This is a genomic window from Azonexus hydrophilus DSM 23864 (assembly GCF_000429605.1).
Classification (GTDB): domain Bacteria; phylum Pseudomonadota; class Gammaproteobacteria; order Burkholderiales; family Rhodocyclaceae; genus Azonexus; species Azonexus hydrophilus.
Genome location: NZ_AUCE01000012.1, coordinates 308,985 through 333,374, shown reverse-complemented (window position 1 = coordinate 333,374; position 24,390 = coordinate 308,985). Strand labels below are relative to the sequence as shown.

20 protein-coding genes are annotated in these 24,390 nt (G+C 61.1%); all 20 read right to left on the bottom strand.

The features are described 5' to 3' along the window. Positions 1 to 8: 8 nt before the first annotated feature. Entirely contained in the window at positions 9 to 806 is a 798-nt protein-coding gene (gene motD / locus G471_RS16800; RefSeq protein WP_043420920.1) for a flagellar motor protein MotD, read from the bottom strand. Beyond that, on the bottom strand, positions 806 to 1,546 hold the full coding sequence (locus G471_RS0105715) for a flagellar motor protein (protein WP_028994496.1): 741 nt from the start codon (positions 1,544 to 1,546) through the stop codon (positions 806 to 808). The genes motD and G471_RS0105715 overlap by 1 nt, the downstream gene beginning before the upstream one ends. Continuing rightward, on the bottom strand, positions 1,539 to 2,294 hold the full coding sequence (locus G471_RS0105710) for an RNA polymerase sigma factor FliA (protein ID WP_028994495.1): 756 nt from the start codon (positions 2,292 to 2,294) through the stop codon (positions 1,539 to 1,541). Before G471_RS0105710 ends, G471_RS0105715 begins: the two co-directional genes overlap by 8 nt. Then, the gene (locus G471_RS0105705) at positions 2,294 to 3,181 is read right to left on the bottom strand and encodes a MinD/ParA family ATP-binding protein (protein ID WP_028994494.1); all 888 of its coding nucleotides are present in this window, start codon (positions 3,179 to 3,181) and stop codon (positions 2,294 to 2,296) included. Before G471_RS0105705 ends, G471_RS0105710 begins: the two co-directional genes overlap by 1 nt. Beyond that, a complete protein-coding gene (gene flhF, locus G471_RS0105700; RefSeq protein WP_028994493.1) occupies positions 3,174 to 4,628 on the bottom strand; it encodes a flagellar biosynthesis GTPase FlhF in 1,455 nt (484 codons plus the stop codon). Before flhF ends, G471_RS0105705 begins: the two co-directional genes overlap by 8 nt. Next, positions 4,625 to 6,709, bottom strand: a complete 2,085-nt coding sequence (flhA, locus tag G471_RS0105695; protein ID WP_028994492.1) for a flagellar biosynthesis protein FlhA — start codon at positions 6,707 to 6,709, stop codon at positions 4,625 to 4,627. The genes flhF and flhA overlap by 4 nt, the downstream gene beginning before the upstream one ends. Continuing rightward, entirely contained in the window at positions 6,710 to 7,843 is a 1,134-nt protein-coding gene (gene flhB, locus G471_RS0105690) for a flagellar biosynthesis protein FlhB (protein ID WP_028994491.1), read from the bottom strand. A 183-nt stretch (positions 7,844 to 8,026) separates the two neighbouring features. After that, on the bottom strand, positions 8,027 to 9,937 hold the full coding sequence (locus G471_RS0105685) for a chemotaxis protein CheA (protein ID WP_028994490.1): 1,911 nt from the start codon (positions 9,935 to 9,937) through the stop codon (positions 8,027 to 8,029). Between the two features lie 12 nt (positions 9,938 to 9,949). After that, positions 9,950 to 10,786, bottom strand: coding sequence for a protein phosphatase CheZ (gene cheZ, locus G471_RS0105680; protein ID WP_028994489.1), 837 nt, complete (start codon positions 10,784 to 10,786; stop codon positions 9,950 to 9,952). A 10-nt stretch (positions 10,787 to 10,796) separates the two neighbouring features. Continuing rightward, positions 10,797 to 11,192 carry a chemotaxis response regulator CheY gene (gene cheY / locus G471_RS0105675; RefSeq protein ID WP_028994488.1) on the bottom strand — a complete coding sequence of 132 codons (396 nt, stop codon included), beginning with the start codon at positions 11,190 to 11,192 and terminating at the stop codon, positions 10,797 to 10,799. Positions 11,193 to 11,216: 24 nt separating this feature from the next. Continuing rightward, on the bottom strand, positions 11,217 to 12,155 hold the full coding sequence (locus G471_RS0105670) for a chemotaxis protein (RefSeq protein WP_028994487.1): 939 nt from the start codon (positions 12,153 to 12,155) through the stop codon (positions 11,217 to 11,219). A gap of 14 nt (positions 12,156 to 12,169) precedes the next feature. Further along, on the bottom strand, positions 12,170 to 13,132 hold the full coding sequence (locus G471_RS0105665) for a chemotaxis protein (protein ID WP_028994486.1): 963 nt from the start codon (positions 13,130 to 13,132) through the stop codon (positions 12,170 to 12,172). A 126-nt stretch (positions 13,133 to 13,258) separates the two neighbouring features. Next, on the bottom strand, positions 13,259 to 13,564 hold the full coding sequence (locus G471_RS0105660; RefSeq protein WP_028994485.1) for an STAS domain-containing protein: 306 nt from the start codon (positions 13,562 to 13,564) through the stop codon (positions 13,259 to 13,261). A gap of 77 nt (positions 13,565 to 13,641) precedes the next feature. Beyond that, positions 13,642 to 14,712, bottom strand: coding sequence for a protein-glutamate methylesterase/protein-glutamine glutaminase (locus G471_RS0105655; RefSeq protein WP_028994484.1), 1,071 nt, complete (start codon positions 14,710 to 14,712; stop codon positions 13,642 to 13,644). Further along, positions 14,712 to 15,320, bottom strand: a complete 609-nt coding sequence (cheD, locus tag G471_RS0105650; protein WP_028994483.1) for a chemoreceptor glutamine deamidase CheD — start codon at positions 15,318 to 15,320, stop codon at positions 14,712 to 14,714. Before cheD ends, G471_RS0105655 begins: the two co-directional genes overlap by 1 nt. Positions 15,321 to 15,331: 11 nt before the next feature. After that, a complete protein-coding gene (locus G471_RS0105645; protein ID WP_081700117.1) occupies positions 15,332 to 16,237 on the bottom strand; it encodes a CheR family methyltransferase in 906 nt (301 codons plus the stop codon). A gap of 1 nt (position 16,238) precedes the next feature. Beyond that, a complete protein-coding gene (locus G471_RS19565; protein WP_028994481.1) occupies positions 16,239 to 19,061 on the bottom strand; it encodes a methyl-accepting chemotaxis protein in 2,823 nt (940 codons plus the stop codon). Between the two features lie 23 nt (positions 19,062 to 19,084). Further along, positions 19,085 to 21,472, bottom strand: a complete 2,388-nt coding sequence (locus G471_RS19595) for a methyl-accepting chemotaxis protein (protein WP_051295301.1) — start codon at positions 21,470 to 21,472, stop codon at positions 19,085 to 19,087. A 22-nt stretch (positions 21,473 to 21,494) separates the two neighbouring features. Continuing rightward, positions 21,495 to 21,998: a chemotaxis protein CheW gene (locus G471_RS0105630; RefSeq protein WP_425387147.1), complete on the bottom strand. Its 504-nt coding sequence runs from the start codon at positions 21,996 to 21,998 to the stop codon at positions 21,495 to 21,497. An 18-nt stretch (positions 21,999 to 22,016) separates the two neighbouring features. Next, positions 22,017 to 24,341, bottom strand: coding sequence for a chemotaxis protein CheA (cheA, locus tag G471_RS0105625; RefSeq protein WP_028994479.1), 2,325 nt, complete (start codon positions 24,339 to 24,341; stop codon positions 22,017 to 22,019). Positions 24,342 to 24,390: the final 49 nt, after the last annotated feature.

Below are 24,390 nucleotides of genomic sequence, written 5' to 3'. Positions count from 1 at the left end.
TTGCTGCGCTATTGAGATAGCGGCTTGCTGATCAGTTCGGTCGGCTCCTCCGGCCGATTCGAGTCGATCAGGATACTGACCCGACGATTCCGCGCCCTGCCTTCGACGCTGGTATTGGTCTCCACCGGACGCGTTTCGCCATAACCAATGGCCGTCAGGCGCTCGGCACCCACCCCCGAATCGTTGAACAGACGTAGCACGGTAGTCGCCCGCATGGCGGACAGCTCCCAGTTCGAAGGGAATTGCGGGGTGGCAATCGGCACGTTGTCAGTATGTCCTTCAATCGTGATCGGAAAATCCGAATCGGCCAGCACCGCCGCGACCGCCCTCAGCGCACTGATCGACTCGGTCTGCAAGCTGGCCTGCCCCAGGGCGAAGAGAATGCTGTCGTTGATTTCTATGGTCACGCCGCGACTGGTTTCGAGCACCCGAACCTTGCCTTGGGCAACCAGCGGCTGCAAGGCCTGCAGGATGTCCCCCGCGACGTTACGCATCTGTTCCCGTTGCACGCCTCTGACTTCATCGGCCTTGCTCGGCGCCTGCCGGTCCGGCTTGGTGACCGGCTTGGGCGGCATGATCGGCGCCCCCTGAATGATGGTCATGGGCTGACCGCCCACCTCTCCCGTCGTGTTCTTGAAGGCGTTGACCAGGGAATTGGACAGGACCTTGTACTTCCCTTCGTTCACCGAGGAAATCGCGTACATGACGACAAAAAAGGCGAACAGCAGGGTGATGAAATCGGCGTAGGAAACGAGCCAGCGTTCGTGGTTCTCGTGCTCTTCCTCGCGGCGACGACGACGGCCCATCAGCGCAGATAGCCCTTCAGGCGGCTTTCGATGATGCGCGGGTTATCACCGACAGCAATCCCGACCAGACCATCGATCATCATCTCGCGTGCCGCCACCATCCGCGAAATATAGTATTTCAGCTTGCCGGCGATCGGCAGGTAGATCAGGTTGGCCAGGCCGACGCCGTAGATCGTGGCGACGAAGGCCACCGCGATGCCGGGCCCGAGCTTGGTCGGATCGGAGAGGTTCTCCATGACATGGATCAGTCCCATCACCGCCCCCAGGATGCCTATGGTCGGCGAATAGCCGCCGGCCGACTCCCATACCTTCGCCGACTGGCGTAACTCTTCCTCGTAAGTATCGACTTCAACCTCAAGCAATTCGCGGATACGCTCGGGCTCGGCACCATCGACCAGCAGTTGCAAACCCTTGCGCGTGAAATCGTCCTTGATCCCCGGCAGGTAGTTTTCCAGAACCAGCAAACCCTCGCGCCGCGACAACTGACTCCATTGCAGGATCTGGTCTATGGTCCGTTTCTGCTCGATGACCGGCGGCACCCATACCCACTTGGCCATCTGCATGCCGCGTTTGAAAACGTGGAAAGGGCATTGCAGCAACACCGCCCCCATCGTCCCGCCGAGCACGATCAGCAAGGCCGTCGGCTGGACCAGCGAGCTGACATGCCCTCCCTCGAGTATCTGGCCGCCGATGATCGCGACCAGACCCAGCATCAATCCAGCAAAGCTCAGTTTATCCAAGCGCCTTCCCCTTGCGCTGCTTGCTGGCGACGGTCTTGACCTCGCCGACCAGCTGCCCGCGCAAACGCGCGATGGCCTGACTGTGCAACTGGCAGACCCGGGACTCGGTCACGCCCATGACTTCACCGATTTCCCGCAGGTTGAGATCCTGTTCGTAATACAGGGCCATCATCAGCTTCTCGCGCTCCGGCAAACGCCCAATGGCCTTTACCAGGTTTTCGCGCAGATCCTTGTCTTCCAGGATGCTGGCCGGGTTGCTGTCGTCGTCGGTGAAGTGCCGGTCGAGAAAGTCCGCATCGTCGTCACCGGCAAAATCCTCGTAATAAACGAGTTGGTGGCCGCGCGCATCCTGGAGCACCTTCTGGTATTCGGCCAGCGGCATCCCAAGCGCATCCGCCAGTTCCTGTTCGGACGGCGCCCGACCGTGAGCATGTTCGAGCTGATTGATGGTCTGTTCGATACGCCGGAGTTCCTTGCGCATGTTGCGCGGCAACCAGTCGTTGGCACGCAGGCCGTCGAGCATGGCCCCGCGCACCCGCTGCGTGGCATAAGTTTCGAACTGGGCGCCAAAGCCCTCCTGGAAACGATCAATGGCATCGAGCAAGCCGAGCATGCCGTTCTGCACCAGGTCTTCGAACTGCACGTTGGCCGGCAAACGGGCCAGCAGATGATAGGCGACACGCTTCACCAGCGGCACGAAGCGCTGAACCAACTCATTCCGGTCTGGCTGCCCCGCTGCGGTGTACATCAGGCTCTAAGGACGTTCGGTGTTATGCGTTGGCTCAAGTGTAACAGTTGCTGAAGGAAATGTTGGACCCCGCCCTGCTCGCCCTGCGCCTGTTGCCAGTACTGGATATCGGCGGCCAGGTCGCGGAAGGCGGTTGCCGACGGCGAATCAGGCGCCTGGAACAACACCGGCCGGCACAACTGGCTGGCCAGCTTCAGCGACTCGTCGAGCGGCACGGCGCCGGCGTAATCGAGCACTGCGACACCGCGCTGCGTCGCCACCTGGGCAATGTTCTCGTAAATCGAACGGGCGTCGGCCTGGCTGCGCACCTTGTTGACCAGGATGCGGAAATGACGACGCGAAAACGCCTGGCTGACCTTCTTGATCAAGGCGTAGGCTTCGGTGATCGATGCACTGCTACCCGACAGCACCACCACGGTTTCCTGGGAGACCAGACCGAACGGCGAGAAGCCCGACGGATGAGCCATGCTGGCGTCGACCAGAATGACGTCGATGGCGCGCTCCAGGCCCGACATCGCATCGACCAGCGTCTGCTGCTGATGCAGGGAGAGCCGTCCCAGCTTGCGCGCCGCCTTGGCGGCCGGCAGGATGGACAGGCCGTTCATCGGCCGCAACAGGACCTGGGTCAGCGGCAACTCGCGCTGGACGACATTGAGCAGGTCGTAGGTTGACTGCATGCCGAAGGAAGCGGCGATATCGTCGCCGGGGGCATGCTCGTCGATCAGCAAGACTTCCTTGCCCAGGCGTGCCAGCGCCACGCCCAGGTTGGCCACGGTCACGCTGCGGCCGACGCCTTCGCAACCGGCAACAAAAGTGATCACCTGCAGACCGCTGCCGCCGAGCATACGGCGCAAACCGGCTGCCTGATCGACGCGGAAATCAGCCACGACGGCCTCCCATGGCCTGCATGCCGGCATTGGCCATCATCAGGCCCGGTTCGACGCCGCTGTATTTGTGCGGCGAATTTTCCGGCACATCCTTGAAGGCACGATGCAACAGGTAACCACGATTGGGCAGGTGCAGGTCTTCCGGGACGCGCTGGCCGTTGGACACGTAATACAGCGGCAGGCCGTGCCGCATGATCACGTCGAGCGGCGTCGCCAGGCTGGCTGCCTCGTCGATCTTGGTCAGGATGCAGCCGGAGAGGCTGTCGCCGGCGTAAGCACGAACCACGTCGTCGAGCGTGTCACCCCGCGAGGTGGACGACAGCAGCAACAGTCGCTGCACGTCGCAACCGGCGAGCATGTCGGTCATTTCGGGAACCAGCTTGTCCTTCTGGCTCATCCCCATCGTATCGACCAGCACCATATGCTTGTGCTGCAGTTCGGCCAGGGTCTGACGCAGTTCCAGCGCATCCTTCACCAGATAGACCGCGACGCCGAGAATGCGTCCGTAGATGCGCAACTGTTCATGGGCGCCAATCCGGTAGCCGTCGGTGGTCACCAGCGCCACCTTGCTGGGGCCGTGGCGCAGGACACAGCGCGCAGCCAGCTTGGCGGTCGTGGTCGTCTTGCCGACGCCGGTCGGACCGACCAGGGCATAAACACCGCCGCGATCGACGATGTCGTTCTCACTGCCGACCGTCATCAACGAGCGGTCGGCGGCCCCCTTGACCCAGGCCATGGCCTGCACCGCATCCATTTCCGGCGGCAGGTCACCGATCAGATCACGCGACAGTTGCGGCGAGAAGCCCGCGTCGAGCATCTGCCGCAGCACTTCGGTCTTCACCGGCTCCGAACGTGCGGTCTCGCCCCAGGCAAATCCTGCCAGATGTTGTTCAACAATCTTGCGCAGCGAACGGATTTCATCCATCACGGCCTGCGGCACCACCTCAGCTTCGGCTCGGCGGGCTGCGCTGGCCTGGGTCTGCGCAGCGGCCGGCTTGGCGGCGGTGGCCTGCGGATTGGCAGCAGGGCGCGGCAGATCGGCATTACGCAAGGCGCCGGTCCGGGGAATGCCGGCATTGACCTGCATCGGCGCCTTCTGCACCGGCGCGGCGGCGCGCGGCGTCGGCTGCGGGGCGGCCGCCGGCTGGCGCGGCGGCACCATGCTGGCCGGTGAGGCGCCACTGATCCTCGCCCGCGCTGAACTCAGCAGGACACGATAGTCTTCATCGACCGGCACTTGCGGCGCCCGTTCGACCGGTGGCGGCGGTGCCATGTCACCGGCCGGAGTCGGCACGATCATCGCCATGTCCCGGGCGGCAACCGCCATGATCTCGACGCCACCAGGGACGCCGCGGTTGGACAGGATGATCGCATCATTGCCCAGGGTTTCCTTGACTTTGCGCAAGGCATCCCTGGCGTTGACGGCGATGAATTTTCTGACGTTCATGTTCTACCTCCGATGATCGAGGTCACCTTGATGATTCGATTTTCTGGAACTTCGTTGTGCGACAGCACCTTCAATTGCGGCACGGTGCGGCGCAGGAATCTGGATAGCAGCAAGCGTAGGCTGGCTGGCACCAGCAGCACGGCGGGCAGACCGAGGCCCTCCTGGCGCTGGCTGGCGGCGGCGGTTTCACGGACCAGGGTATCGGCCAGGCCCGGTTCGAAGCTGGTATTTTCCGAGCCGCCGGCGACGGCCTGGGACAACAGGCGCTCCAGCGTCGGATCGAGCGACATCACCTGCATTTCGCCGGTTCCCGGGAACATCTGCTGGACGATTGCGCGGCCCAGCGCGATGCGCACCTGAGTAACAAGTTCGTCGGCGTTCTGGGTGCGCGTTGCATGATCGGCGACCGTTTCGATGATGGTGCGCATGTCGCGGATATGCACCCCTTCTTCGAGCAGGTTCTGGAGTATCTTCTGCAGGATACCCAGCGGCAGGATCTTGGGCACCAGATCCTCGACCAGCTTGGGCATTTCCTTGGCCAGGTGGTCGAGCAGTTGCTGCACTTCCTGGCGGCCGAGCAACTCCCCGGCATGGGTCAGGATCAGGTGATTCAGATGGGTGGCGACGACGGTCGAAGCATCGACCACGGTGTAGCCGTAGGCCTGGGCCTGGTCGCGCTGGGTGATGTCGATCCACACGGCCGGCAGGCCGAAGGCCGGATCGGTGGTCACCGTGCCGTTCAGCGTTCCGGCAACGCGGCCCGGATTGATGGCCAGGAACTGGCCGGCGAAGGCTTCGCCAGCGCCGACTTCGACACCCTTCAACTGGATGCGGTAAGCGTTCGGCTTCAACTCCAGGTTGTCGCGGATGTGTACCGGCGACACCAGGAAACCGACTTCCTGAGCAAATTTCTTGCGGATACCGCGAATACGGCGCAGCAGTTCGCCGTCCTGCGTCTTGTCCACCAGGGGGATCAAACGATAGCCAACTTCCAGGCCGAGCACGTCGAGCGGCGCCACGTCGTTCCAGCTCGCATCGACGGCTTCCGGAATCGGCGGCGGCGCCACCTTGACCGGCGTTTCGACGATACGCCGCTGCTTGTTACTGAGTGTCCACGTGAACCAGGCCAGGGAGCCGGCAATCAGCAGGAAGACGAGGTTGGGCATCCCCGGGATCAGACCAATCAGGCCGACGATACCCGCCGTGATCGCCAGCACCTTGGTGCTGCTGAACACCTGGGTCACAAATTGCTGCCCCATGTCGCGGTCGTCGGAAACGCGGGTGACCACCAGACCGGCGGCAATCGAAATGACCAGCCCAGGAATCTGTGCCACCAGGCCGTCACCGATGGCCAGCAGGGTATAGATGCGGGCCGCGTCACCGAGCGCCAGATCGTGCTGCCCCATGCCAACGACCAGACCGCCAACAATGTTGAGCAGCATGATGATGATGCCGGCGATCGCATCACCGCGAACGAATTTCGAGGCACCGTCCATCGAGCCGTAGAACTCGGACTCACGGGCAATATCCGAACGACGCTGACGGGCCTCGTCCTCACCGATCAGGCCGGCATTGAGGTCGGCGTCGATGGCCATCTGCTTGCCCGGCATCGCATCCAGCGTGAACCGTGCGGAAACTTCCGCGACCCGCCCGGCACCCTTGGTGATGACCATGAAGTTGATCACCACGAGGATCATGAAGACGATGATGCCGACCGCGAAATTACCGCCAACCAGGAAATGACCGAACGCTTCGATTACCTTGCCCGCGGCATCCGGACCGTTGTGCCCCTCGAGCAGGACCACTCGGGTCGAGGCCACGTTCAGCGACAGGCGCATCAGCGTCGTCACCAGCAGCACGGTCGGGAACACCGAAAAATCCAGCGTTTTCTGGGTATTCACCGCAACCATCAGGATCAGGATGGCAATCGCGATATTGAAGGTGAAGAACAGGTCCAGCACGAACGGCGGCAGCGGCAGGACCATCATGGATAGAATCATGAGGATCAGGACCGGCGACGCAATCTGAATGACGTTCAGACGGCCGAACAGATTTTGCAGGCTCAACGAACCGGTGGCCATTTACGCTGCCTCCGGAACAAGTTCGGGCGGCACCGGCAGATCTCTCGGCGGGACCGGATAGGCTCCACCCGCCTGCCGCCACTGCGCCAGTTGATAGATATATGCAAGCACTTCGGCCACCGCGTTGTACAGGGTGGCCGGAATTTCCTTGTCGAGATCAGCGTGCTTGAACAGCGCCCGCGCCAACGGCGGCGCTTCCAAGGTTGGCACTGCATGTTCCGCCGCCACCTCCCGGATTTTCAGCGCTACCGCACCGGTGCCCTTGGCGACCACCTTCGGCGCCACCATCCCGGCCTTGTAGGCCAGCGCCACCGCGAAGTGGGTCGGGTTGGTGACGATCACGTCGGCCTGGGGCACTGCCTGCATCATCCGGCGACGTGCCGCCTGCATCTGCAGACTGCGAATCCGTCCCTTGACGTGCGGATCGCCCATCATTTCCTTCATTTCCTGCTTGACCTCATCCTTGGTCATCTTCAGCTTGTGGTAGTAATGCCACAGTTGGAAGGGCACATCGGCCGCGACGACGATCAGCAGCGTCAGCACCAGCATCAGGAAAGCAAAGAGGATCATCCGGCCGGCGTGCGCCAGACCCGTTTCCAGCGGCTCGGCCAGCAGGCCGAAGATTTCTTCAAGCTGCTGCGAGATCAACAGAAAGGCCACCACACCGACCAGCGACGCCTTGAGGATGGCCTTGGTCAGTTCCATCAGACTGTTCCAGGAGAACATCCGACCAAGACCGCTCAGGGGATTCATGCGCTTGAGATCGGGAACCAGCGCCTTCGGCGCGAACACCCAGGCATTCAGGAAAAACGGCGGCAGCAAAGCGGCAACGATCAACACGGCGAACAAGGGCGCGAAGACGATAAATGCGTCGGCGAACATCTCGGCCAGACGCGACACCATCATGGCCGGCTCTTGCATGTGCTTCAGATCGGGCATGAAGGCATCGCGAGTCAGGGCCAGCGTGCGGTCCATGAACCAGCCACTCATCATCCACAAGGTCATGGCAGCGACGATGAGCACGGTAAACGTACCAAGCTCCCGGGACTGGGGAATCTGCCCCTTTTCCCGGGCTTGCTCGATTCGCCTACCGGTAGGCTCTTCGGTTTTCTCCAGATCGCTCTCTTCAGCCATGGCCATTATCTAAACAGGTTGAGCCTATTATAGAAAAAAACCAAGAAAATTAAATAGGTAGCGTGCTTTTTTTATTCCGTTTCGAGGTAGACCGCTTAAGTCAATGACAGACAGGTAAACTCCAAAAAGAAAGAGGGGGCAAAGCCCCCTCGTTAACTCGTTGACCGGTAAGGATTTCGTGCGTCAGGAAAACTCGAAGTTACGGATAGCCATGCCAGCATCGCCATGCTGACTAAAATCAGCCAGCAACTCCTTCATGTCCAGAATCAGCACGATCTGACCGTTCGACAGCGTGGTGACGCCCGCCACCCCCTTCGGACGGAAGTCTTCCAGCGACTTGATGACCGCATCGTCGCGACCGGCGAAACTATCCACCCCAAGGATGAAACTTCGCTCGGCGGTCTGCATGAACACCCCGTATTCGGGCGAACGATCCGCCGGCCAGCCAAGCAGCTTGGCCAGGGAAATGACCGGCAGCACCTCGCCGCGAACCACCAGCGTCTCCTTGCCACCAACCTCCTGGACACGCTGCTGGTCGATCGGCAGGATCTCCCGAACCAGGGACAGAGGCAGTGCAAAAGGTTGATCGCCAAGCAAAACCAGCAAGACCGGCAGGATGGCCAGGGTCAGCGGCAGGGAAATCAGGAATACCGAGCCCTTGCCGGGTTCGGAACGGATTTCGACCGAGCCGTTGAGCTTCTGGATATTGGTTTTGACCACATCCATGCCGACGCCTCGACCGGAAACGTCGGAAATCTGCGTCTTGGTCGAGAACCCGGGCAGGAAAATCAGGTTCAGGCTCTGCCGCTCGTCGAGCGTATTGGCCTCCTCTTCGGAGATCAGCCCCTTGTCCACGGCCTTGGCGCGGATACGCTCGGCACTCATGCCCTTGCCGTCATCGGCAATGATCAGGACGATGTGATCGCCTTCCTGACGCGCCTCCAGACGCACCAGGCTCTTTGCCGGTTTGCCGGCCGCCGCGCGCTCGTCCGGCATTTCGACGCCATGATCGACAGCATTGCGGATCAGGTGGATCAGTGGATCGGCCAGATCCTCGATCATCGTCTTGTCAACTTCGGTTTCTTCCCCGGCCAGCACCAGTTCGACATCCTTGCCCAATTGACGAGCCAGGTCGCGGGCAATACGCGGATATTTCTGGAACAACCGACCGATGGGCTGCATCCGGGTCTTCATCACCGAATTCTGCAGATCGGAAACCAGCAGATCGAGCTGGCTGACCGCCTGGTCGAGCGCATGCAGCGTTTCCGAATCGCTCTTGCCGGCGAGAATGTCGGCGCGCAGGCTGGTCAAGCGGTTCTTGGTCAAGCCGATTTCGCCGGACAGATTGAGCACCTGGTCCAGACGCGAGGTGTCGACACGAATCGTGTTCTCACGCCCACGCTCTTCGGCACGACGCGAATTGCTGGCAGTGGACGCCGGCCGGTCGCTGGCACGACGCCCGAACGGCGACGGTGCCGCATCCTTGCCAGCGGCAACAACCGGTGCAGCAGCCGCAGACGGCTTGGCCGGCTCGGCTTCGGCCCGGGTAATCAATTCACCCTGAGCTGCCTTTACCGGCTCACCAGTGATCGCCTCTTGCAAACTGGCCCAATCCGGCTCACCTTCAGGCACGCTGCTTGATGGCGACATCTGTACCGCCGGAGGCTCGACAGCGGGCGGCGCCACACTGGCAGTCGGCAATTCACCGTTCAGCGCCCCCTGCAAAGCAGCGATAACGCGTGCATCGGCCGGCTGGGGCTGAACCCCCTGACCCAGTTCGCCAAACATCTCACGCACGCCCTTGGTGGCATCCATGATGACGTCCATCAATTCGGCAGTCAGTTCGAGCTCAGCGTTGCGCAGGCGGTCGAACAGGTTCTCGGTCAGGTGGCACAAAGTCACCAGTTCGGTGGCATTGAGAAACCCGGCCCCGCCCTTGACCGTGTGGAAACCACGGAAAATATCGTTGAGCAGCCCCTTGTCATCCGGTGTTTTTTCCAGATCAACCAGTTTGTTGTCCACATCGGACAAGAGGTCGTGGGCCTCCTGCAGGAAATCCTGCAGCAGATCCTCCATTCCCGAGAAATCACTCATTTTTCACCCTCCTCAGAAGCCGAGGCTTTCGAGCAGGTCATCGACCTGCTCCTGATTGACCACGACGTCGGTACGACCTTCAGCATTAACAACCGGCCCATTCATCAGGTTGGTCACTTCTTCGGTTTTCTTGGCTTCCGGCAAGACTTCGATCAACAAGCCCATCAAACCGTTCTCCAGTTCCTGGGCGAGCATGACGATCTTCTTGATCACCTGCCCGGTCAGATCCTGGAAATCCTGAGCCATCATGATTTCCGTCAATTGCGCATGGGTTGCCTTCGTTTGCCTAGGCAAGTCCTGCTTCAGGAACTGCCGGGTTTCCACAGCCAGTGCCCTGAACTCTTCCGGACTCATCTGATTGGCGAAGACCTTGTCCCAGGCAACCCCCAGATCGCGCGAACGACTTTCCATGCCATCAACCAGCGGACCGGCAATATCGGTGGCGTTGAGCACACGACAGGCCGCCTGTTCGGTCAGGTTGGCGACATAAGCCAGCCTGTCCTTGGCATCAGGCAAGGCGGAGACTGTTTTCTCGATCAGCTTGTCGTAACCCAGTTGCCCCAAGGTGTCGTGCAGAATTCGCGCCATCTGGCCTATGCGGTTGAACACGGCCTCCTGTTGCGGCCAGTTGTCCGGATGATCAGCCTGACTCTCCCCGGCAGCAGCGGGTGGTGGAGCGACATTTTCGGAGGCAACGCTGTCAAACAGCGCCTGCAGTTCGTCGTTGTCTCCCGTAGCAGCCGGCACAGGTGCGGGTTGCGGTGCGGGTTGCGGTGCGACTGGCTGATAGTCGGTTGCGATCGAATCGAACAGGGCTTCGAGATCGGCGGAATCGTTACTTGCAGACATACAACTCCCCTCAGGCCTGACCGTATTTTTCGAAAATCTTGTTCAGCTTTTCAGACAAGGTTCCCGCCGTGAAAGGCTTGACAATGTAACCGCTGGCACCGGCTTGGGCTGCCGCGATGATGTTTTCCTTCTTCGCTTCGGCGGTAATCATCAGCACCGGCAGATGCTTTAGCGTCGGCGTCGCCCGGATGGTCTGCAGCAAGGTCAGACCGTCCATGTTCGGCATGTTCCAGTCGGTGACGACAAACTCGAAGCCGCCTCCCTGCAGTTTCTGCAAAGCAATAGCTCCATCCTCAGCCTCGTCGACATTGGTGAAACCCAGCTCCTTCAGCAAGTTGCGGACGATACGACGCATGGTCGAAAAATCGTCCACGACCAGAAACCTCGTTTTGGGATCAGCAGCCATGCAACACTCCAATAGTCATTCTTGTTAACGCTCAATCAACGGGCGCAGGGTATCGGCCAGCGCCTCGGCATCAAACTTGGCAACGTAGGCATCAACGCCGACGGACTTGCCCATGGCCCGGTTGGCCTCCGACGAGAGGGACGAATGCATGACCACCGGCACGCCTTCGAAGCGCGGATCGGACTTGATGTTCTTGGTCAGCACGTAGCCATCCATCTCGGGCATTTCCGCGTCGACGAGGATCAAGCGGATTTCGTCGCGGATATTCGTCCCGACCTGATGCGCATGGGCCGCGATGGCCTGCAGACGGGTCCACGCCTCCATACCGTTGGTGGCATGCTTGTGGCGCACCCCGAGCTTGTCGAGCACTTCCGAAATCTTGCGCCGGGCGACAATGGAATCATCAACGAAGAAAACGCTGGTGTCCGGATCGACGCGCGCCGGCATGATGTCGATGATCATCGCTTCACCGAAGGCGTTGGCAAGAATCTGCTCGACGTCGAGAATGGAGACCAGACCACCGCCCTCCAGTTCGATCACGGCTGTAATCAGGCCATGATTGGCCGTCAGTACGCTCTCCGGGGCTTTCACCCGCTCCCAATCGACACGGATGATGCGATCGACTTCATGCACCAGGAAGCCCAGAGTCCGCTTCGAGTACTCGGCCACCATCATGGTCTTGCCCAACCCCGGCGGCACCCCCTCAAGCTGCATGAACGGCGCCAGCGACAGCACCGGAATGACGTTACCGCGCAGGGAAATCAGCCCCTCGACGCCACGCGGCATGTTGGGCGTCTTGGTAATGTGGGGCGTGCGCCCCACTTCGCGCACCTTGAACACGTTGATGCCGAAGATCTCGCGCGTCCCCAGCGAGAACAGCAAAATCTCCATCTTGTTCGACCCGGCCAGGCGGGTACGTGCATCAACGCTATCGAGCAGATTCTTGCTTTCGACCAGATTCATCTTTGCCTCCTGCCTCAGCCCTGAGTCATTTCATCGAAACCCAGCCGACGGGCCAGCGTTTCCGACAAACGCTGCGGCTCGAACTTGGGTACGTACTCGTCTACGCCGACCGACTGACCGAGCTTCTGGTTGGACATTCCAGACAACGATGAATGCATGATCACCGGAATATTGGCGAAGCGCGGATCGGACTTGAGCTTCTTGGTCAGGATGTAGCCATCCATCTCGGGCATCTCGATATCGGTCAGCAGCAGATTGATGATCGAGGAAACCGGTTTGCCGACGGACTTGGCGTACGACGCAACTTTTTCCATCTCGTCCCACATCTGTCGCCCATTGACTGCAGCCACTCCTTTGACACCCATTGCTTCAAGGGTACGTTCAATCTGCTTGCGTGCCACGCTGGAGTCATCACAGTAAAACACGGTGACATCGGGGCGATCCACATTGACCACGCTGCGGAACATGATCTCGTTATCGATGCTGGTGGTCTCGGCCAGGACTTTTTCCACGTCCATCATCATGACCAGACGATTGTCTTCCAGTTCGGTAACCGCGGTCACCAGACCGCCGGTCTGGGCGGTCAGCATCTCCGGCGGCACCCGCATCTTGCTCCAGTCAAGGCGCAGAATGGTGTCCACGCCCTCGACCAGGAAGCCCTGGGTATGGCCGTTGTATTCGGTAACAATCATGATTTCGCGCGGCGTTTCGGCGGAGATGCCGGAATACTTCGCCAGATCGATCACCGGCACCAGCGCGCCACGCAGGCTGACCATCCCTTCGACTGACGCCGGCATGTCCGGAGCTGCCGTGATCATCGGCGTGCGCATCACCTCGCGCACCTTGAACACGTTGATGCCATAGGTTTCGCGCCGACCGGTCCGTTGATCGACGCCGAGGAAGAAAAGCAGGATCTCAAGCTTGTTCGTTCCAGCCAGCTTGGTCCGTGCATCAATATTTTTAAGTAATTCCGACATTCCCATCCCCTCGCCTGATGCGCCAAACAGCGCTCATATCGGGCAAAACTACCACGCCACGGGCACTTAAGCCAGTGGCGTCACCGGCTCATGCGCCACAAGCGCTGACAAAATCTCAGCAACCGCTCAGACGATGCGGAACAGCTTGCTGAAATTGGCGATTTCCAGAACCTGACGCACGTTCCCCTGCACGCCACTGAGAACGACATCCTTGCCACAGCCACCCATTTTGTCGCGCAGCATCAACAGCATGCCGAGTGCAGAGCTGTCCAGATAATCCACACCCGAAAAATCCACGGTCACCGCCTGGCAGGCAACATCAGCAATCAGCGGCTCGTAAGCGGCGCGGAAGTCTCGATGCGTATTGAAATCAAAACGACCAACCAGCGCGATCGTGGCAATTCCTGCTTCCTGCTTGACACTAGTCTGCATTGTCATTCCTAAAAAAATACCAAATCGTGATCTAGTTTAATACTTTCGTTGATTCCAGCAAGCCCTGCCCGGAAATATTACCGTACCACCGCCATCACCCTGCGCGCCATGTCGTCGAGCGCGCATTGCTCCTCGACGGCACCGATCAGAAAGGCCTCTCTCGGCATGCCATAAACCACGCAACTGGCTTCATCCTGACCGAAGGTGCGGGCGCCGGCCTGGCGCATGCGCAACAAACCCTGGGCACCATCCTTGCCCATCCCGGTCAGGATGACGCCGACAGCTTGCCGACCAACCAGCTGGGCCGCCGAGTCGAACAGGACATCTACCGATGGACGATGCCGATTCACCGGGTCGGCGGCCGACAATTCCGTTTGGAAACCATTGCTGCCGCGGCGGATCATCATGTGCGAGTGCCCCGGCGCTATATAAACCGTCCCCGACTCCAGGCGCTCGTTGCCCCGGGCCTCGACCACCGTGGGTGCGCACAGCCCGTCTAGCCGCTTGGCAAAGGAGGCGGTGAACGTCTCGGGCATGTGCTGGACGATCATGATCGGCGGGCAATTCGCAGGAATACCTGTCAGAAACTCCTTGATCGCCTCGGTACCGCCGGTCGACGCTCCAAGAAAGATGATCTTGCCGCCCCCTGAGCCAGTCGATGGCGCGGGAGATGCGGCCGCTACGGACATTGAACGCCCTCCTTTCGTCGCAGCAGTGGTGGCGACGAGGTGACGCCCGCGCACACGCGCGTGCCTTGCCGCGCGAATCTTCTCGACCAGTTCTTCAGCATAGTTTCCCATTGAATGCGCGCTATCGGCACGCGGTTTGCCAATGAAGTCCACCGCCCCCAGTTCAAGTGCCTTGAGCGTGGTTTCCGAGGTTGCACCGGTGTAGGAGGAAACCATGACCACCGGCATCGGCCGCAGCCGCATCAGGCGTTCGAGGAACTCAATCCCGTCCATGCCCGGCATGTGCACGTCCAGTGTCAGCACATCCGGGTTCAGGGTCTTGATCAGATCCCGCGCTGTCTGGGCGTCCTGGGCAGCACCGACGACTTCGAGATCGGGCGCAGCATTGATCATCGTTGTCAGCAATCCGCGCATCAGGGCGGAATCATCAACAATCAGGACACGGGTCTTGGTCGCCATCAAATGAACAACTCCACATCGCCAGCCATCGGATCACCGGACAGCCTGGCCTTGTAATCACGTTCGCGACTGAACAGGGTTTCGTTATGAACGCGGTGCAACTTCTTGACCAGCACCCGGCCAGTCTGTGAGAAGAAATAGACTTTGCGCGGGTAGGAATCGAGCAGATCCTTGGCCACGATCGGAATCTTTTCCGTTTTCAGGTAATCGAGCACAAATTCGGCGTTACGCACGCCGACATTGCTGCTGGCCAGGCTGGCCATCACCGCACCACCACCGAACACCTTGGCCTCCAGACGGCTGCGGCGGGCCCCCATCTTGAGCAGGTGGTTGATCAGTACTTCCATCGCGTAGGAGCCATAGCGCGCCGAAGTGGCAACCGTTTCACGTCGCCCGCCATCGTCGGGCAGCATGAAATGGTTCATGCCGCCGATACCGGCATCGACATCGCGGACACAGGCGGCAACACAGGAGCCGAGGACGGTGACCAAGAGCATTCCTTGATCGGAAACGAAATACTCCCCCGGCAGTATCTTGGCGGCATCAGTTTCAAAATGCCGGTCAAAATAGCGGTTGGTTGCCAGATTTTCGTCGTAGGCGTGCTGCACGCGTTTCCTTTTCAGCGCGATCCGGCCAGGGCGTACACCGTCTTGCCCAGGGAACGGAACAGGTCGGCGGCATGCAGGAAGCTTTCCGAATGCCCGGCGAACATCAGGCCATCCGGTTGCATCATCGGGGCAAAACGGGACAGGATCTTGTACTGCGTCGGCTTGTCGAAATAAATCATCACATTGCGACAGAAAATGACATCCAGCGGCCCCTTGACGCTATAGCTGGCGTCGAGCAGGTTGACCCGGCGAAACTCGATCAATCGCTTCAACTCCGGCCGCACGGCAGCGAAGCCATCCTGGGCACCGGTGCCGCGCAGGAAAAAGCGGCGCAGTCGCTCCGGTGACATCTTTTCCAGACGATCCATGCCATACACGCCCTTCTGGGCCGTCGCCAGCACGTTGGTATCGAGGTCGGAAGCGACAATGCTGACATGCGACACTTCCGTACCGAAAGTTTCGGCAACCGTCATGGCGATCGAGTAGGGCTCTTCGCCGGTCGACGCCGCCGAACACCAGATGCGGACCGGCCGCCGGTTGCCCAACTTGCGCAGATGCTCGGCAAGAATGGGGAAATGGTGCGGCTCGCGGAAGAACGAGGTGAGATTGGTGGTCAGGGAATTGACGAAGCGCTCCCACTCATCACCGCCGTTACGCTCCAGGGCGTCGAGATATTCACCGAAGGTCGCCTTGTTCAGGGCGCGCAAACGACGCGCCAGACGCGAGTAGACCATGTCCTTCTTCACCGGCGACAGCGAAATCCCGGCGTGCTGATAGATCAACTTGCGCACCCGTTCGAAGTCGGTATCGGAGAAGGAGAATTCGCGGCTTGCCGACTCCCGGACCGGCAAGGTCTTGCCCAACTCGGTACGCAGGCTGGCCGGGGTGGCGAGGGGCCGTTTCGGATCAAGGGCCATATCAGAACTCCTCCCACTCATCGTCGAGACTGGCCGGCAGGCTGCGCATCTTCTCGCGCGGCTGCGACGACGCAGGCCGACGCTCGATGGCCGGCGCGGACGGCGGCGGCAGGCCGGGCTTCCGCGATTCGGCCAGTTTGAAAACCGCGACGGCCCGAGCCATGGACTCGGCCTGCTCTTCCAGGCTTTCGGCTGCGGCGGCAGCTTCCTCGACCAAAGCGGCATTCTGCTGCGTCACTTCGTCCATCTGGCTGACCGCCAGACTGACCTGCTCGATGCCGGCGCTCTGCTCGCGGCTGGCTTCGGCAATATCGGTGACGATCCGGGCCACGCGCTTGATGCTGCTCATGATTTCGGTCATCGTCGTACCGGCCTGGTTGACCAGCTTGCTGCCCACCTCGACGCGACCGACCGAGTCCGAGATCAAGCCCTTGATTTCCTTGGCCGCAGCCGCACTGCGCTGAGCCAGGTTGCGTACTTCGGTGGCCACCACGGCAAAGCCGCGGCCCTGCTCGCCCGCCCGGGCCGCTTCAACTGCCGCATTGAGCGCCAGGATGTTGGTCTGGAAGGCAATGCCGTCGATGACGCTGATGATGTCGGCGATCTTGGCGCTGGCCTGATGGATGGAGCCCATGGTTTCAACCACCTGGCCGACCACATCGCCCCCCTGCTCGGCCACGCGCTGCGCGCTACCGGCCAGTTCGTTGGCCTGGCGGGCGTTTTCGGCGTTCTGCTTGACCGTCGCCGTCAGCTCTTCCATGCTCGACGCGGTTTCCTCCAGGCTGCTGGCCTGCTCCTCGGTACGCGACGACAGGTCCTGGTTGCCGGAGGCGATTTCCTTGGCTGCCACATTGATCATTTCGGCCGACGACTGGATCCCGCCCACCAGTTCGCGCAGACGCAGCACCGTCTGGTTGGCATCGGTCTTCAAACGGCCGAAAGTGCCCTGGTAATCGGTTTCCACCGTGTGCACCAGATCGCCGGCAGCGATCCGCGACAGCAGGTCGGCAATCTCGCCGATCGCCGAAGCGGTGGTCTCCAGCAGGCTGTTGATCCCCTTGCCGAGTTCGCGGTAGAAACCTTCCAGCGATTCGGCATCGAGCCGGGCATCGAGGTCGCCGTTGGAGGCTTTCTTGATCAGGTCGGCAACCAGGCGCTGGGCGGTGATCTCGGCCGTCCGGTCCTGCCATTCACCGACCGTGCCGAGACGCTCGCCGCGCTCGTTGATGATCGGATTGGTGACCACGTTGAAGATGCGACCGCCGATTTCCATCTCGGTCAGGCGGGTGTCGCGCAATTCGCGCAAGGTTTTCAGGGCAGCCTGCGGGTCGGCGTAGAAACCACCGATATTGCTGCCGACGAAACGATCGACGGCAAACCCCGGAATCTGCTCGCGCAATGCCGGTTCTATCTTGCGCAGCGTCGATTGCAAGCCCTTGTTGGCGTACAGCACCAGACCGTCGTCGTCGGCAATGCGCAGATTGGAATTCACGCAATCCAGGGCGATACGGATGCGCAGGTTGTCGTTGGCAATGCGCTTGGCCTCGGCCACGTTGAAGCCCTGCTGGATCTGCATCGACTGCAGCCCCTGCAGGATCTTGCCCATCTCGTCGTTGCGCGAGACGTCGACATTGCGGGTGAAATCGCCATTGGCCAGCGAACGGAAGGTCGCGATGATTTCCTGGATCGGCCCGGTGATCGAGCGGGTGATGGCCATCGCGATCCACAGACCGATTGCCAACGCCAGCAACACGATGGCAGCCGCCCAAGTCAGTTGCGAGCGATAGAGTGCCTCACCTTCGCTGACCAGTTGCTGCGCCTCCTCGGCCTGAGCCCGGAACAGGGCTTCGGCCTTGGCCGCGGCGGCGGTGTAGGTCGGATTGATCTTCTTCAACAGAATCATGTTCGCATCGTCGAAACGACCTTCCAGCAGCGCCTGCTTGGCCGGCAACAAGCCCTCCTGCACATAGGACGTCCGCGCCACCTGGAACTCGTTGGCCAGTTGCTGCTGCTCTGGCGAATGCGGGTTCTGGTTGAACAAGGTCCATTGACGATCGACCTCGGCCAGATTGGCATCGATCTGCTTGGTATGGAAACTGAGGTCGTGATCGTGCAGCGCGGCGTAACGCCCTTCCGGATCGTGCTGCAGGGTCAGCAGCACCTGGCTGCGGTTCTCCGCCATCAGGCGACCGATCACCGCCAGCGCCTGCGTCGGCTTGATGCCATCATCGTTCAGCGCTACGGCATTGTCGCGCACCTTGCCGATACCCCAGATACCCAGTGCAGCGATGAGGACGCTGGCCAGCAGCAGGGTCGAGAATCCGGCGAACAGCTTCTGGCGTAAAGACCAGCCGGCGAACAATCCTGCCCCGCCGTTGACCACCGCCCCGTGACGGATGCGCAACCCGCCGGCCCGGTTTTCGCGGAACAGGCGATAGGCGGCCTCGGCGGCTTCGATCTGTTGCCGGGTCGGTTGCCGGCGTACCGACATGTAGCCGACGATCTGATCGTTTTCCCGGATCGGGGTGGCGGTCGCCAGCACCCAGTAGAAATCGCCGTTCTTGCAGCGATTCTTGACCAGACCAGTCCACGGCCGGCCTTCCTTGAGATCGCGCCAGAGATCGGCGTAGGCTTCGGTCGGCATGTCCGGATGGCGCACGATGTTGTGCGGCTGACCGATCAGCTCATCCTCGGTGAAACCGCTGATATCGAGAAAATCCTTGTTGACGTAGGTAATCAGGCCTTTGAGATCGGTCTTGGAGACGATCAGGCTGTCCGCCGTCAGGGGGATTTCGTTCTGGGTCACAGGCTGGTTGTTACGCATGAATCTGCCCTTTTCCTTCCAGGTTAAAACTCTGCCCAGCCGTCTTCACGGGCAGACATGACGGGAACACGCCCCATCGCTAGTGTTTGTGGTTTCTTTTCCGTCAGCAGCGGCGCCGCGACCTTGCCTGGCACCGGCCGGCGATCCGGCAAGGCAGCCGGCCGCCTGGCAGCAACGGGTGCGGGTATCTCGCCGGTCGGCGACAGGCTGAAGGCCGCCACCGCCTGCGCCAGGCGATGCGCCTGTTCCTGCAGGCTTTCGGCCGCTGCCGCGGCTTCTTCGACCAGGGCGGCATTTTGCTGGGTGACTTCGTCCATCTGGTTGATGGCGCGCCCGACCTGCTCGATGCCGGAACTCTGCTCGCGGCTGGCCGCCGAGATGTCGCTCATCAGGCGAGCGACATTCTGGATGCTGGAAACGACCTCGGCCATGGTCGTTCCCGCAGTTTCGACCAGGCGGTTCCCAACCGCTACCTTATCGACGGAGTCGCCGATCAGAGCCTTGATTTCCTTGGCCGCCGCCGCGCTGCGCTGCGCAAGGTTGCGCACCTCGGTAGCAACCACGGCAAACCCCCGCCCCTGCTCGCCGGCCCGGGCCGCTTCAACGGCCGCATTCAGGGCCAGGATGTTGGTCTGGAAGGCAATCCCGTCGATGACGCCGATGATGTCGGCGATACGGCGACTGGATTGCTGAATGGCACTCATCGTCGTCACTACCTGGCCGACAACGGCCCCGCCCTGCTCGGCAACCCGCTGCGCGGTATCGGCCAGTTCGTTGGCCCGGCGAGCATTTTCCGCATTCTGGTGCACGGTGCCGGTCAGCTGCTCCATGCTCGACGCCGTTTCCTCAAGGCTGGACGCCTGCTGCTCGGTCCGCCCGGACAAGTCCTGATTGCCCTGGGCAATTTCCTTGGCCGCGGTATTGATCGAATCGGTGGACTGCTTGATCGAGAGAACGATCTCGCGCAGGTTGTCGACTGTGCCATTGGCATCGTCTCTGACCTTGGCCAGCAGCCCCTGATAAGGCGTGTCGATCTTCTCGGTCAGATCGCCAGCGGCCAGGCGTGACAGCATCCGGCCAATCTCTTCCAGTGCCCGGCTGTTGGCGTCAAGCAGGCTATTGATGCCAGTGCTCAGCTTGAGGAAGAAACCCTGCTTGTCGGCGGGCAAGATGCGATGCGAGAAATCACCGGCAACGGCAGCGTCGATGATGTTACTGATTTCCTGTTCGATGGCCACCTCGCCGGTGCGATCGAGCCACTCGACGACGGTACCCAGGCGGCTGTTGGCTTCGCCGACCACCGGCGTGGCCACCAGGGCAAAAGTGCGCGAGGCCAGCTTGATCTGACTGCGCTGCGGCTCGCTCAAGGCAGCCAGGCGGTCCGACTGGAACGCCGGATTCAGTGCCTCGATACGGAACGTCCCACCATTCAGCGCGGCGGCCTGAAAGCCCGGCAATTGCTGACGGATATCGGCTTCGGCGCGCTGCATCATATCCAGCAGGGCATCGTTGCAGTAGATGACCCGGCCATCGGGGTCGGCCAGCATGACGCAATTGGAACCGACATCGAGCGCCACCTTGATACGCAAGGTTTCGGCGGCCACCTGACGCTCGCTGGCGGTACGCGCTTTGAGATCAGATTGCATGCGTGCCAAGGTCTGCAGCAGATGCGCCGGCTCGTCCCGCCCTTCGGCGTCGATCCGGTTGTCGAAATTGCCCCCGGCCACCGACTCGGCCACCGCCACCGCCGACGACAGGGGATTGGTGATCGCCCGCGTCACCCAGATACCAGAGGGAATCATCACCAGAACGGCGAATCCGATCAGTCCGAACAGGATGCGTTCGACCGTCGTGCGGATCTCCGCAACTTCCTCAAGCGCCAGGGCATTGGCCGCCTTCTGGCGCGTCACCAACTGGCCGATGGCATCCTGCCAGGCACGCATGGCGGGCGTCAGTTCATCAACGAAATGCGCTTCGATATCGGGTCGATTGCCCTCGCCGACGAGAACGAACAAACGTGCGAGACGAGTCTCCGCAGCTTGGCGCAAGGCCGACAATTCCCCCAGTTGCGTCCTGGCCTCGGAGGTCAGAACCATGTCGGCCAGTTGCCGTTCATTGGCCTGGTAACGCTGGATCGCCAGGTCGACGCCCTGCTGTTCCTCGCGCTGCCGGCTGATTTCTTCATAGAGCAGGGCATTGCGTGCGTGCAGGCCGATGTTGCCGAGATAGCCCTGCATTTCATGGGCCAGCTCCATGCCCTGATTGTTATCGACGGCGATGGTCTGCACCTTGTCACCGATCAGGCCAAGACTGACCAGCGCAATCACGACGAAAGCGATCATCAGCGCCAGTGCGCCAAGCGTGGTGGCGATCAGCCGGCTGCCTATCCTGAAATTGCGCACATTCAACATTTCGTTCTCCCGGAACGTCCGTTCACTCGGCAGCCGCCTCGATCAACTCCATGTCGGCGCTGGTCATCAGGCGTTCGATGTCGGTCACGATCAGCATCCGCGCTTCGATACTGGCCAGACCGACGATGTACTTGGTATCAAAACTGCCCGAGAAGTCTGGTGCCTGGCGGATTTGCGCAGGCGTCAGCGAGAGCACGTCGGAGACGCTATCGACGACGACACCGATGACCCGCCCGGCGATGTTGAGGATGATGACCACGGTAAACGGGGTGTACTCGACCTTGCCCAAGCGGAACTTGATGCGCAGATCGACGATGGGAACGATGATGCCGCGCAGGTTGATCACGCCCTTGATGAAGGACGGTGCGTTGGCAATCAGCGTCGGCGTCTCGTAACCACGGATTTCCTGAACCTTCAGGATATCAATGGCGTACTCCTCGCTGCCCAGCGTAAAGGTCAGGAACTCGCTGGCAACCAGCGCTTCATCGCCGGCAGCCGCCCCTGCGGAAATCATGGCTTCCATCATCAACTCCTCATCTGCCGGTCACCCGGCCTTCTGCATGCTTGTCCTGGCCATCGCAGCGATGGCCGATACATCGAGAATCAAAGCCACATGACCATCGCCCATGATGGTCGCGCCGGAGACACCCGGCACCTTGCGGTAATTGGCTTCCAGGCTCTTGATCACGACCTGGTGCTGGCCGAGCAAGGCGTCGACGAACAGGGCAACGCGCGCGCCGTCGGCATCGAGTACGACCATGATCCCCTGGGTGAAATCGGTCCACGCCGACTTGAGATTGAACATTTCGTGCAGCACGACCACCGGCAGGTATTCGCCGCGCACCTGGACCACCCGTGCCTGGTTGGAGAGTGTCTTGATGTCACCGGGCGACGGCTGCAGCGATTCCAGGACATACGACAGCGGCAGGATGTAAATCTGGTCGCCGACCGCCACCGACATACCGTCGAGAATGGCCAGGGTCAGCGGCAGACGGACCGTCATCCGGGTACCGATCCCGAGCATCGAGTCGATTTCCACACGGCCGCCCATGGACTGGATGTTGCGGCGGACAACGTCCATGCCGACCCCGCGCCCCGAGACATCGGTGACTTGATCGGCAGTCGAGAAGCCGGCTTCGAAGATCAGGTTGAACACCTCCTGATCGCTCATCTGATCGGAAACCGGCAAGCCGCGCTCGCGCGCCTTCTGCAGGATCTTGTCACGCGGCAGGCCGGCACCGTCGTCACCGACTTCGATGACGATGTTGCCGCCCTGATGATAGGCCTTCAGCGTAATCGTCCCGGTCGGGCTCTTGCCGGCGGCAATGCGTTTTTCCGGCGACTCGATGCCATGATCCAGACTGTTGCGGATCAAGTGGGTCAGCGGATCAGTGATGCGCTCGATCAGGCTCTTGTCCAGTTCCGTCGTCTCACCCAGCGTCTTCAGTTCGACCTGCTTGCCGAGCTTGGCCGACAGATCGCGAACCACCCGCGGGAAACGCGAGAAGACAAAGGAAATCGGCATCATCCGGATCGACATCACCGATTCCTGGAGGTCGCGGGTATTGCGTTCCAGTTGCGTGAGCCCGTTGAGCAGCCGCTCCGGTGCAGCATCCTGCATCTGGGCCGAGGTCTGCAGCAGCATCGCCTGGGTGATCACCAGTTCGCCGACCAGATTGATCAACTGATCGACCTTTTCGATGCTGACGCGGATCGAGGAGTCCGCCGACGCACTGACGGGTGCCTTGGCTTGCCGCTCGGCACGGGCCGGGACAGGCTTGGGCGCGACCACCTCGACCAGCGGCGCGACTGGTGCGGGCGGCGTCAGCGGCGCGAAGAAACCGAAGCCATCGCCCTCTTCGGCCATGGCCACAGGCGGTTCAGCCGGTGCCGGTGCAGCGACCGGCAGCGGTTCGAAAAAGCCGTAGCCGGCGTCGTCGTCCTTCTTCTCCGTGGCTACCGTCGGCAGCGGCTCGAAGAACCCGTAAGCTTCATCCTCGACCGTCGTGGTCGGCAAGGGCTCGAAGAAACCATAGGCCTCTTCTTCCTTGGCGGCATTCGCGTACAGGCCGTAGCCGCGCGCCTCGTCCGGCAGCCCCGGAGAATCGGGGAAAAAACCGAAAGCCGTCGAGCCATCGGCCGCCACCGCAGTATCTTCGGTGATGCGCCAGGCGCCGTTCTCGGCGATGAAATCGATCTGGTCGACAAAAGCCTCCTGCGGCTTGTCAGTCAGCAGGCGCAATTCCCAGTAAGCGGCGCTTTCATCGCCGGCTTCGCTGCGGCTGACAATGACCAACTCACCCAACGAGCGCAATTCGTCAAGCAGATTGTCCAGGCCAACGCCCTGGACAGCAATTTCGGTGGGTACGAACTGGATGTCGAACAGCCGTCGCCCGGTTTCCTCGGGAATCCTGACCGCAACTTCGTCATCGGCAGGCGCAACCGGCGCCACCTCCGGCGAGGATGCAGCGGCCGGCGCAGGCGCATCGGAGAGCTGGCGCAAACGGCCGCAAATCTGCGTTACCAGCTCGGGATCAACCGTGCCGCGCCCCTGATGGGCTTCGAGCATGCTGCGCAGCACATCGCCGGCTTCAAGAAAGGCATCGACCATCTCGGCGCGCAGCGGCAACTCCGCCTTGCGGATACGGTCCAGCAGGTTTTCCAGGATATGCGTGGTTTCGGCAAGATCGGTGAAGCCGAACGTGCCTGCGCTTCCCTTGATCGAATGGGCGGCCCGGAAGATGGCGTTCAGTTGCTCCAGATCCGGATTGTCGATATCCAGATCGAGCAACAGGGATTCCATCGCAGCCAGATGCTCCTCCGATTCCTCGAAGAAGACCTGGTAAAACTGACTCATGTCAATTGACATGCTTTCTCCTCAGACGACCGCGATCGAACCGGCGGCCGGAAACGGATGC

Coding starts and splice junctions, on each gene's coding strand:
- motD (WP_043420920.1), bottom strand. CDS start 806: ATGGGCCGTCGTCGTCGCCGCGAGGAAGAGCACGAGAACCACGAACGC.
- G471_RS0105710 (WP_028994495.1), bottom strand. CDS start 2,294: ATGTACACCGCAGCGGGGCAGCCAGACCGGAATGAGTTGGTTCAGCGC.
- flhF (WP_028994493.1), bottom strand. CDS start 4,628: ATGAACGTCAGAAAATTCATCGCCGTCAACGCCAGGGATGCCTTGCGC.
- flhA (WP_028994492.1), bottom strand. CDS start 6,709: ATGGCCACCGGTTCGTTGAGCCTGCAAAATCTGTTCGGCCGTCTGAAC.
- flhB (WP_028994491.1), bottom strand. CDS start 7,843: ATGGCTGAAGAGAGCGATCTGGAGAAAACCGAAGAGCCTACCGGTAGG.
- G471_RS0105685 (WP_028994490.1), bottom strand. CDS start 9,937: ATGAGTGATTTCTCGGGAATGGAGGATCTGCTGCAGGATTTCCTGCAG.
- cheZ (WP_028994489.1), bottom strand. CDS start 10,786: ATGTCTGCAAGTAACGATTCCGCCGATCTCGAAGCCCTGTTCGATTCG.
- cheY (WP_028994488.1), bottom strand. CDS start 11,192: ATGGCTGCTGATCCCAAAACGAGGTTTCTGGTCGTGGACGATTTTTCG.
- G471_RS0105670 (WP_028994487.1), bottom strand. CDS start 12,155: ATGAATCTGGTCGAAAGCAAGAATCTGCTCGATAGCGTTGATGCACGT.
- G471_RS0105665 (WP_028994486.1), bottom strand. CDS start 13,132: ATGTCGGAATTACTTAAAAATATTGATGCACGGACCAAGCTGGCTGGA.
- G471_RS0105660 (WP_028994485.1), bottom strand. CDS start 13,564: ATGCAGACTAGTGTCAAGCAGGAAGCAGGAATTGCCACGATCGCGCTG.
- G471_RS0105655 (WP_028994484.1), bottom strand. CDS start 14,712: ATGGCGACCAAGACCCGTGTCCTGATTGTTGATGATTCCGCCCTGATG.
- G471_RS0105645 (WP_081700117.1), bottom strand. CDS start 16,237: ATGGCCCTTGATCCGAAACGGCCCCTCGCCACCCCGGCCAGCCTGCGT.
- G471_RS19565 (WP_028994481.1), bottom strand. CDS start 19,061: ATGCGTAACAACCAGCCTGTGACCCAGAACGAAATCCCCCTGACGGCG.
- G471_RS19595 (WP_051295301.1), bottom strand. CDS start 21,472: ATGTTGAATGTGCGCAATTTCAGGATAGGCAGCCGGCTGATCGCCACC.
- G471_RS0105630 (WP_425387147.1), bottom strand. CDS start 21,998: ATGATGGAAGCCATGATTTCCGCAGGGGCGGCTGCCGGCGATGAAGCG.
- cheA (WP_028994479.1), bottom strand. CDS start 24,341: ATGTCAATTGACATGAGTCAGTTTTACCAGGTCTTCTTCGAGGAATCG.